This is a genomic window from Paenibacillus roseus, assembly GCF_016424485.1.
Taxonomy (GTDB): Bacteria; Bacillota; Bacilli; order Paenibacillales; family Paenibacillaceae; genus Paenibacillus_D; species Paenibacillus_D roseus.
The window spans coordinates 1-10,060 of record NZ_JAELUP010000064.1; the positions used below are offsets into that span (position 1 = coordinate 1).

At 47.8% G+C, this 10,060-nt stretch carries 7 protein-coding genes and 1 pseudogene; 6 read left to right on the forward strand and 2 right to left on the reverse strand.

Translation table 11 applies throughout. The features are described from left to right. Positions 1-205: 205 nt before the first annotated feature. The 6 genes and pseudogenes from JFN88_RS12055 to JFN88_RS12080 all read left to right on the forward strand — a co-directional run bounded on the left by JFN88_RS12055 (position 206) and on the right by JFN88_RS12080 (position 7,317). Positions 206-1,231, forward strand: a complete 1,026-nt coding sequence (locus JFN88_RS12055) for a LacI family DNA-binding transcriptional regulator (RefSeq protein ID WP_199019550.1) — start codon at positions 206-208, stop codon at positions 1,229-1,231. A gap of 273 nt (positions 1,232-1,504) precedes the next feature. Then, on the forward strand, positions 1,505-2,896 hold the full coding sequence (locus JFN88_RS12060) for an ABC transporter substrate-binding protein (protein WP_199019551.1): 1,392 nt from the start codon (positions 1,505-1,507) through the stop codon (positions 2,894-2,896). A 154-nt stretch (positions 2,897-3,050) separates the two neighbouring features. Continuing rightward, on the forward strand, positions 3,051-4,133 hold the full coding sequence (locus tag JFN88_RS12065; protein WP_199019552.1) for a carbohydrate ABC transporter permease: 1,083 nt from the start codon (positions 3,051-3,053) through the stop codon (positions 4,131-4,133). Positions 4,134-4,135: 2 nt separating this feature from the next. Continuing rightward, positions 4,136-5,227: a carbohydrate ABC transporter permease gene (locus tag JFN88_RS12070; RefSeq protein ID WP_199019553.1), complete on the forward strand. Its 1,092-nt coding sequence runs from the start codon at positions 4,136-4,138 to the stop codon at positions 5,225-5,227. Between the two features lie 368 nt (positions 5,228-5,595). Beyond that, on the forward strand, positions 5,596-5,754 hold the full coding sequence (locus tag JFN88_RS12075) for a hypothetical protein (protein WP_199019554.1): 159 nt from the start codon (positions 5,596-5,598) through the stop codon (positions 5,752-5,754). A 352-nt stretch (positions 5,755-6,106) separates the two neighbouring features. Then, positions 6,107-7,317 (forward strand): annotated as a pseudogene (locus tag JFN88_RS12080) (IS701 family transposase). A gap of 149 nt (positions 7,318-7,466) precedes the next feature. Here JFN88_RS12080 and hisF read toward each other — a convergent pair. Beyond that, a complete protein-coding gene (gene hisF, locus JFN88_RS12085) occupies positions 7,467-8,276 on the reverse strand; it encodes an imidazole glycerol phosphate synthase subunit HisF (protein ID WP_199019555.1) in 810 nt (269 codons plus the stop codon). A gap of 5 nt (positions 8,277-8,281) precedes the next feature. Further along, entirely contained in the window at positions 8,282-8,890 is a 609-nt protein-coding gene (hisH, locus tag JFN88_RS12090) for an imidazole glycerol phosphate synthase subunit HisH (RefSeq protein WP_199019556.1), read from the reverse strand. Positions 8,891-10,060 lie beyond the last annotated feature (1,170 nt).

The following is a 10,060-nucleotide window of genomic DNA, read 5'->3' on the forward strand; positions in this document are numbered from 1 at the left end:
TTTGTCAACGTTATTGTCTCCTGTCCCATAGTGACATTATCTCAGAACAGTTATGGGATGACATTATCACAGACGAATAACAAAAGTGGATGAATTTGGTTGCAAAATTTGTCACTTGTAGCTATAATGGATTTGAAAAGCTTTTCAGAAAAGGTTTTCAAACCCTTTTTACCCATAAAGAACTATACCGGGAAGGCGTGCTCTGATGAAAGCTACCATTCGTGATGTGGCCAAATACGCTAATGTCTCTATCAGCACCGTTTCCAGAGTCATGAATGCTCCAGACACGGTCACCGTGGAGAAGCGCGACCGGGTGCTGAAGGCAATTGAGGCCCTTCAGTACCAGCCGAACGCATTTGCAAGAGGATTAATATACAAGAAATCGGATACGATTGGGGTCATGATACCGGATATCGAGAACCCGTACTTCACCGGACTGATTCGGGGAATGCAGGATGCCGCTGTCCGACTGAATCATTCGCTTATGATTTGCAATACGGACCGTGACAAGCAGCGAACCATCAATTATGTGCGGAGCTTCTTCGAGAAGCAGGTAGACGGCTTTATCTTCGCCAGCGACTCGCTCCATAAGGAGTATTATGAGGAGATGGAGCGTTATCATCTGCCCTTTGTGCTCGCCTCGACCAATGCGCCGGAATACAATATTCCCTCCGTCGACATTGATGACGAGCAGGCAGCCTTCGAGGCCGTCCGTCACTTGATTGTATCCGGACATCGCAACATTGGCATGATCAATATGCCGCTTGACCGCACGATTTCCGGCCAGCCCCGCTATGAAGGATTCCTTCGTGCATTGGACGAGGCCGGACTTCATCATTGCAACCCGTTCGTGGAATATGCCGAGCACCGTTACAGCGATGCCTATGAAGCTGCTGCCCGCCTGTTCGCAAGGCATCCCGAACTGACAGCCGTATTCGCGGCCTCCGACGAATTTGCCATGGGAACGATCTCCTACCTCCGGGATCAGGGGAAGACCGTACCCGGTCAAGTATCCGTAATCGGTTTTGACAACATTCGCATGGCGGAAATGTTCATCCCCAAGCTGACCACCATCGAGCAACCAACCTACGAAATCGGCTACCGCAGCGTACAAATGCTTCATGAACTGATTACAAAAGGCAAAGTTAGGGTATTAAGAGAAAAGCTCCCACATAGGTTAATCATCAGAGAATCTACAGGAATTCATATCTATCCTATTCATGCGGATTGAACACTATCATATTCCAGGGGGAAGCATCATTCCCCAGTCCTTTCTAAGTCCAAGGAAAATCCAGATATTGATTTTGAAAAGCTTTTCAGACTTGTAAGCGCTATTTATAGACGATGTAGTATTTTTATCCATAATAGGGCATGATTATTCAGCCATATTCTTTCCGGGAGGTGATGCTTCCAGCAAAGTACACATGCATAATGTCCCTGATCACACATAGCAGATTTCTAGAAAGAACTTATATTTATCCATTTTAGAAAGGGTTGAGGTCTCATGCAACGCAAACCAAAAAGAAGCTCCATGCTGATATTGATTATGATGCTGGTATTCGCTCTGACACTGACAGCCTGTGCAGGCAAGGGCAGCAACACTCCGACAGTTCCTGAACCGGGCAAAAATAACAATCAGACAACCGGCAATACGGGATCAGACGGAGAATCTGCTCTGACCAAAGCGCTTAACGGGGAATTCAAAGGCAAAAAGGTCACCATGTTCGGACCATTCACGGATGCGGACGAAGTTAAATTCAATGAGAGCAAAAAGGCATTCGAGGAAAAGACCGGAATTGAAGTTGCCTACGAAAGCTCGAAGGAGTTCGAAGCGACGATTTCAGTACGCGTCAACGGAGGCAACGCCCCGGATATTGCTGATTTCCCGCAGCCGGGACTGCTCGGCACTTTCGTTAAAGATGGCAAGGTGATTGACGTTTCTACCTTCCTGGGCGACGACTATCTCAATAAGCAGTACAACCAAAGCTGGCTCGATATGGCCAAAATGCCGGGACCGAATGGAGATATCATGGCGGGCGTCTGGGCGCGCAGCAGTGTGAAGAGCCTTGTCTGGTACAACAAAAAAGAGTTTGAAGCAGCCGGCTACACCATTCCGAATACATGGGATGAGCTGATAGAACTGACAGATCAGATTGCCAAGGATGGCGACCCTGCCTGGAGCATCGGCATTGAGAGCGGCGCCGCTACCGGATGGCCTGCAACCGACTGGCTGGAAGATATTATGCTCCGCACGACCTCGCCTGAGAATTACGACAAATGGGTGAGCGGGGAATTGCCATTTACAGATCCAATTGTGAAAAACGCGCTAGAGAAAATGTCTGAAATCTGGTTCAACGAAGATTATGTGTACGGCGGTCGCAAATCCATCGCTACGACATCATTCGGCGATGCAGCCACGGTACTGTTCGACAACCCGCCGAAAGCATGGCTGCACCGCATGGCCGGATTCGTTACCAGCTTCTTCCCGGCAGGACTTACTGATGATGATTACGACTGGTTCCCGTTCCCGTCCATTGATCCCCAATACGGCACACCTGCTTTGATTTCCGGCGACATCTACGCGATGTTCAATGACCGGCCTGAGGTTCGCGCTGTCATCGAATATTTTACAACCGGCGAATCTCTGAAGACGTGGATTCAGAGCGGCGGCGTTACGGCCCCGATGAATGACGCTGACCCGTCCTGGTACGCCAACGAGCAAGAACGCCGCATGGCCGAATTTGTTCAGAATGCAGAAACAATCCGCTTTGACGGCTCCGACCTGATGCCGGGCGCTGTAGGCGCAGGCACATTCTGGAAGGGCATGACTGACTACATCTCCGGTACAGTTGATGCGGACACCGCCTTGAAGGAAATCCAGACCGGCTGGAAGTAATATAACGCCTCCCGGATATCTTCTACTCCGCCATTGCCGCGGGCGGGTATTGAGCGTTTTGTGCTTTCACTGCCCCATGCATAGGCGAAGGCGCAGTGGTATCCGGGACCTCTTTAACTTTGAAGCATACTGCATACAAGAAGGAGGTTTCGTTATGGAGTTACAGGCTAAAAAGGGCCATACTCTGCGTTTGCTGTTGCTTTCCCTGCTTGTGCCTGCCTTGAATATTGCTATTCACGGGCTGTTTTTCATTCTGTTCCGCGATGCCGGCCTGCATCCGATTCTGAATGCGGTCATCGCGGTTATCTGGGGTGCATTTGGCATCTATTTCATTTACTACTCCATGAACTGGGTGGTCGAGCAATATCCGGATCAATGGAAGCGGAGAGTTTTGCCCTTTGTCTTTATCGGACCGGCCGTCCTGCTGCTAGGTTGGCTGCTGGTGCTGCCGACGCTTCGCACGCTGTACTTGAGCTTTTTCGACAGCAATTCGGCCAATTTCATCGGTCTTGCCAACTATGCTGCGGTCTTCACCGACCGACTGCTGGTGATGGCGCTGCGCAACAATCTGCTGTGGGTGTTCTTCGGCACGCTGGCCTGTGTCACCCTCGGACTGCTGATCGCAATTCTCGCGGACCGGAGCAGCTTTGAGAAGATTGCCAAGGGACTGATCTTCATGCCGATGGCGATCTCATTCGTCGCAGCAGGCGTCATTTGGAAATTTATCTACTACTATCAACCGGGACAGGAACAGATCGGGCTGCTTAATGCAATTGTCGTCACCTTCGGAGGCGAGGCCCAGGCCTGGCTCAGTATGATCCGTCCGTGGAACAACTTGTTCCTGATTGCCATCCTGATCTGGATGCAAACGGGGTTTGCCATGGTTATTTTCTCAGCCGCCATCAAGAGCATCCCCGAGTCGATTCTGGAAGCTGCACGCATGGACGGCGCGGGCGAAATCCGCATTTTCTTTAGCGTCATAATTCCCTACATTTCCGGCACGTTGCTCTCGGTTACGACGACGATCGTCGTATTTACGCTAAAAATATTCGATGTGGTCATGATTATGACGGGCGGTCAATATGAAACGGATGTTGTAGCGACACAATTTTACCGTCAGTTATTCATGTTCCAGAACACGGGCTACGGCTCGACGCTGGCGATTGTGCTTCTGATTGCGGTCATTCCAGTCATCATCATCAATCTGCGCCAGTTCCGCAGAGAGGGGGGCTTCTAATCATGCGCCGCAAAAAAAGTGTTCGCAAATCCAAATGGCTGGTCAATACCGTGCTGGCAATTATTTGCCTGATCTGGACGATCCCTACTCTGGGACTGCTCGTCTCTTCCGTCCGCCCTGCCGCAGATATTTTGTCTACCGGATGGTGGAAAGTCATTCCGCATCGCGGCTGGACAACGGCTGAACAGCTTCAACTGCCCAAGGATACCGATCTGCGGGAACCGATTGCGATTCAGGACCGAACATACACGGACGATGAGCTTCGCAGCGGAGTTGAGGTGGATGGCACGCGCCTGATCTGGGAAAACCGCCGCGCTCGTCTTCTCAACGTCCAGGAGAAGGCCTGGACCAGCAATCTGGAATTCACGACCCAGAATTATGAGACTGTGCTCGGCGGGAAAAACTACTCCATCACGATGCCGGACGGCAGCACTAAGACGGAGAAGGGCAGCGGCATGGGGCGCTCATTCTGGAATACGCTGGCGGTAACCGTCCCGGCTACGGTTATTCCGATCTTCATCGCCTCCTTCGCCGCTTATGCCTTCGCCTGGCTGCGGTTCCCGGGGAGACGGACGATGTTCGTTATTGTCATCGCATTGCTGGTTGTACCGATGCAGGTAGCGCTCATTCCGATTCTTCGAGACTATACGGTATTGGGACTGAACGGAACCTACTTCGGCATATGGCTCGCTCATACCGCATTCGGTCTGCCGCTAATTACGTACTTTATGTATTCGTCGATCAGCCAGCTTCCGAAGGATCTGTTTGAATCGGCCTTTATTGACGGCGCATCGAACTTTACAATCTTCAGCAGGCTGATCCTGCCGCTATCCGTACCTGCTTTGGCCTCCATCAGCATCTTCCAGTTCCTCTGGGTGTGGAATGACTACCTGGTGTCACTGATCTTCCTCGGCAGCAGGCCGGAGGTACAAGTATTGTCGATGAACATCGCCAACCTCGTCGGCTCCCGCGGCAATGACTGGCACCTGCTGACAGCCGCCGCCTTTATCTCGATGCTCATGCCGCTCACCGTATTCTTCGCCCTGCAGAAATATTTTGTGCGCGGCATGCTGGGCGGGTCTGTGAAGGGTTAAATAGGAGCAATACAACCAAGCGTAAAAGATTTTGCCGTGCAATTTATAAACCTTATATAAAAAAACCGTTTCTTCGTAAATTAGGAGGCATAATTCCTCATTCACAATAGAAACGGTTTTTATTATAACATTAACTAGAAAAAATAGGTCTTTACCGTATACAGAAAAGCACAGGAATCTATTGGTGACCGGTATATATAACACTAATGCTAAAACGTGCCAGGCCGCAAGACAGATGTTTCTGAAGCGGAATGGATTGTCAAGTTGCTGTGTGTTGGGCTCATTGAAAAAAGCCTTGTTCCCTCAGCGGACATCTGGGAGCTGCAACGATTAAACAACTTATGTGAAAATGTCCATAGCAAAACTGGGTGGAGCATTATCAGAAAGGATACGAGATGATTCAAACCATTCCCGATGTCAGTGGGACAACGACTGCCAATCTCATTGCCAAAGACGGCGTAGATATGGGGCAATTCGCAACGCCGATCACCTGGTGCATGGGCAAGAGTGGCTCCTGGCAACCATGAAGTGTGGATAAAAAAGATACCCATAAACTAAAGGCTCAAAACTAAAATTAGTGGTTGGTCTCTAGTGGAGGTGGCGCTGCGTGGCAGAGGATTCTTCCGATCGCTGTTAAAGCCCGGTTCCTTGATTTCATCATGGAGGTTTGCAGGGGGAATCGGGTTTTAAAAGGCGAGCGCTGCGCTTCTCCAGAATTCCTCTGCCTCTTCGCTGTTCTCTCCCCTATGTAAACCACTAATCTATAAATGAGCAAATTCGCTTCCAGTAAACTGTAAAAACAAAAAGAATAGAGACAAAGCGTTCTCCTTGTGGTAAAAAGTAGTCACCACAACAACCTATACCTCAGGAGGATTCGCTATGTCTCATACCGCCATCGTACCCGATCATGCCCCGTTACGCAACTATTTGTTGCAGCACCGGTTGCCGCTTTATTATTCCAAACCGGTGATGGCGCATATCGAGACGTACATGGCGGCCGCCACGGCGAAAGGATTTCGCGGCAAAGTGGTCGATCTGGCCGAATACAGTGATCGCCATCGTACGACACTCGGTCATTTTCTGGCGGAAGGCAAGTGGGATGAAGCGGTGCTGCAAAACAAGGTCAAGACGGAATCCCTTCGCCAGGTGGTTGAAATCGCCAACCGTACAAACGAGCCGTTGTTTGTGATTCATGATGATACGATTGCGAAGAAGACCAAGCCTTCGTCACGGGCGGCGTCTCCGATCGAGCGAACCGGCTTTCATCATTCCCATTTGGAAGGCAAAGTCGTTTGGGGTCATCAAGTGCAAGCCACGGTCGTCCAAAGCAACGGTATCTCATTGATCCATTCGATGGATCTGTACGACAAAACGAACACACATCCCGATGGCACCGTCTACACGAAAATTGATCGCCTATGCGACATGGCGTCAACGCTTCCGCTTCCCCCGCATAGCGGCTATGTGCTGGTGGATGCCTGGTTTACCACCACGCGCGTCATCGACCGTTACGCCGCCGCAGGTTATCACCTGATTGGCGGCCTGAAGACCAATCGGATCCTCTACCCGCAGGGCATTCGCGTGTCCGTTCAGGAGTTTGCCACGCACATCCGAAAAGAAGACGTTCGCCTCGTGACCGTGAACAATGCTTCCTACTGGACGTATCGGTATGAAGGCGCGTTGAACGACATCGACAACGCCGTTGTTCTGCTGTGCTGGCCGGAGCATGCTTTCGGCGAATCGAAAGCGCTGCGTGCTTTCCTGTGCACAGACGTTTCTTTGGAGACGGAAACCATTTCAGCTTATTACGCCAAACGCTGGCCGATTGAGATTTTTTTCCGCCAGTCCAAGAACAACTGGGCTTCGATACGTATCAGGTTCGTTCAACCACCGCCTTTATCCGCCTATGGGCATTGTTGGCTTGGACGCATTTATATTGCACAACAGGCTTGGGGCAGCTTAGTTCGTTTGGCGACGGATTGCGTGCCGTTCGTAAGCAAATCCAACTGGATCGGCTTCAGTTTGTCTACGATTGCGGACAGCGAGGCGTTCCTTTTCACATGGTTCGTGAAAAGTTTAAGTTGACTTAACTCTAATTGAATATTTCTGTATCCGTTTTTGCTCATTTATAGCACTAATTTTTAGGTTGAGCCAAACTAAACATTTCTTTGAAGTGTCCAGTGTATGGGTATCGGTTCATTTTTAATGGGAATTTTGATGGTTTTTTGAGTCCTAATGACTACACTTGGTTATCATCTTGATTGATCCAAGGACGGATATGAACATCATGATCAAGTAATTCAGTTTTAATCTCTTGAACTGTTTTATTCTCAAGATAAGGTGAGTATAGCAACGAACTTATAATTGCGGCTGATGCCTCCGCTTGACCAAATACGTCAGCAATATGTCGTATATTTCCGGCTCCGCCTGATGCGATAATTGGAACGTTGACAGCACTAGATATGGCTTTCGTTATTTCTAGATCAAAACCCATATGTGTGCCGTCTTGATCGATACTATTTACGCATATTTCTCCAGCACCTAGCTCTTCTCCTCTTTTTGCCCATTCGACAGCATCCATACCGGTAAATAAACGGGCTCCATCAATTGCAATTTCGTATCCGCTAGGGATAGAATCTGTTTTAGGTACTCTTTTCACTTGCGTACTTAGAACGATACATTGACTTCCAAAAGCTTTTGCTCCCTCTTTAATAATGTTGGGATTTCTTACAGCCATAGAGTCTATGCTGATTTTCTCAGCACCCGCTTTTAAAACGTCATACATGTCATTCAAAGAGCGAATTCCACCACCGACAGTGAACGGAACTAAGACATGTTCTGCTACTTCTTTTACAATTTGCAAGTCAATTTTTCTTTTTTCTGAACTTGCTGTGATATCATAAAAAATAATTTCGTCAATTTGCTCATTATATAGTTTTTTCGCTAACGTTATTGCAGACTCGATATCTATATTTTCCTGGAATTGCTTAGCTTTCGTTACGCGTCCATTAATAACATCGAAGCAAGCGATCAGACGTTTGGTAAGCAAAGTGATTAGCCTCCATTCAAGCAGAAATTTTTAAGTATTTGCAGTCCAACATTACCGCTCTTCTCAACATGAAATTGAGTTGCATGTATATTCTTATGAGATACAACCGAACAAAAATCCAAGCCATAATGGGTTACTCCAAGTACATCAGAATGATTCTCTGGAGCAGCATAATAGGAGTTAACAAAGTAATAATAACTATTCTCAGGAACATCCTGTATAAGCGCAGAGCTTCGTTGGAATGTTACAGAATTCCACCCCATTTGCGGAACCCTTACTTGAGAGGCAGAGAACTTTTTTACCTTCCCAGGAATCCATCCCAAGCAATCCACGTTCCCTTCTTCACTGTGGTCAAATAAGACTTGAAGCCCGACACAGATCCCCAAAAAAGGGACCCCTTTAGTTAACACCATTTCATTTAGTAGGTGGATGACGTCCATTTCCTCTAAAGAGCTCATGGTTTCGCTAGCGGAGCCTACCCCCGGAAGAATAATTTTTGATGCTTGTTCTATTTCCGTTGAGGTACTCGCCATTTTACAATCAATATTCAAGCTTTTTATAGCGTTATACACGCTAGGTGCATTACCTGCCTTGTAATCAATTATTGTAATCAATATTTATGAACCCCCATTATTATGAAATAGACTCTCTCTTGACAAAAAAATATGGATATCTCCTCTTCGTCCAGAATCAGTTCTATTTAGCCCCAAATGAAGCTGGACAGTCCAACCCTTATTTCCAATACAATGAAACAGAGGTGACGACGTTGGAGAGAAAACGGTATGATCTGTGCTTTAAGAAAATGGTTGTAGCCAAAGGCCGAGAAGCCGGCAACATGATCTGAATCCGACAATGGCATTACTGGGCTAAACAAAAAAACAAACCTAGACTTGCGAATGAAATAGCCATTTCCCTAGTATGGTACAACAAGATGTCAAGACAATTCCAAAAAACTTTAAGGTGCGAAAAGATGTACAAAGTATGTTGTGTCGTTCTACCAGTGGAGAACAATTCACAAGCATAGGAGCAGGAAATCTTGGTTATTGGCTTGTGGACGAAAGCGCCACCACTCGATTGTACACTCCCTTTGCGTATGGTTTTGAAGCGATTGGTGCGGCGGATACCGATTGTGCAAGTGAATGTAACGTTCCACACCTGTCTATTTTGTCGGGGGTTCTGGAAAAACGAAGAATATAGAATTCATTGTAATTAAAAAGCGCTAGCAGCGCTCAATCGCGATGCTAACGGTTGCGCGGCTCTTACCAATTTCCAGCGTTTATAAGTTCCAACCTATGATATACCGAGTCCCGATCGATGATGGCAAACAAATACACCCAGCCGTGCTTCATTCGAATGACGTCATATTGCCTGATCACGCGTGATCAGGCAATATGACGTACCACTGCGCAGCAAATACGGGATAGATTCACTGCTGCAGGTCTCGTTTGCTCAGATTCGAACCAAGAAAGAAGCACGGGTTAACTCAAAAGCCATCCAAGAACAGCTTGGGTTGGCGCCAGCTGCGTGATGATGATCTCTTCATATTTTTAAAAGTTTCCAGTACGGGTTCTATCAGAACTCAAGTATCTGCTTTTATTCCGAGCTTATTTATTAAACTGGTTGTAGAAGGTAGGCAAAAAATAGCATCATGTTACCATCATACTATATAGTCTCTAATATCTCAACATTAGGTAATAGCTTACCAGGGCAATCGCTTACGGAATCAGTCTGAAACGGGAATTTGAAGCACTCTGAGCAGGTAGTTATGATCCCAACTGCAAATT

Bases quoted from the DNA above. Each gene is read 5' to 3' on its own strand.
- JFN88_RS12055 (WP_199019550.1), top strand. From the start codon at position 206: ATGAAAGCTACCATTCGTGATGTGGCCAAATACGCTAATGTCTCTATC.
- JFN88_RS12065 (WP_199019552.1), top strand. From the start codon at position 3,051: ATGGAGTTACAGGCTAAAAAGGGCCATACTCTGCGTTTGCTGTTGCTT.
- JFN88_RS12070 (WP_199019553.1), top strand. From the start codon at position 4,136: ATGCGCCGCAAAAAAAGTGTTCGCAAATCCAAATGGCTGGTCAATACC.
- JFN88_RS12060 (WP_199019551.1), top strand. From the start codon at position 1,505: ATGCAACGCAAACCAAAAAGAAGCTCCATGCTGATATTGATTATGATG.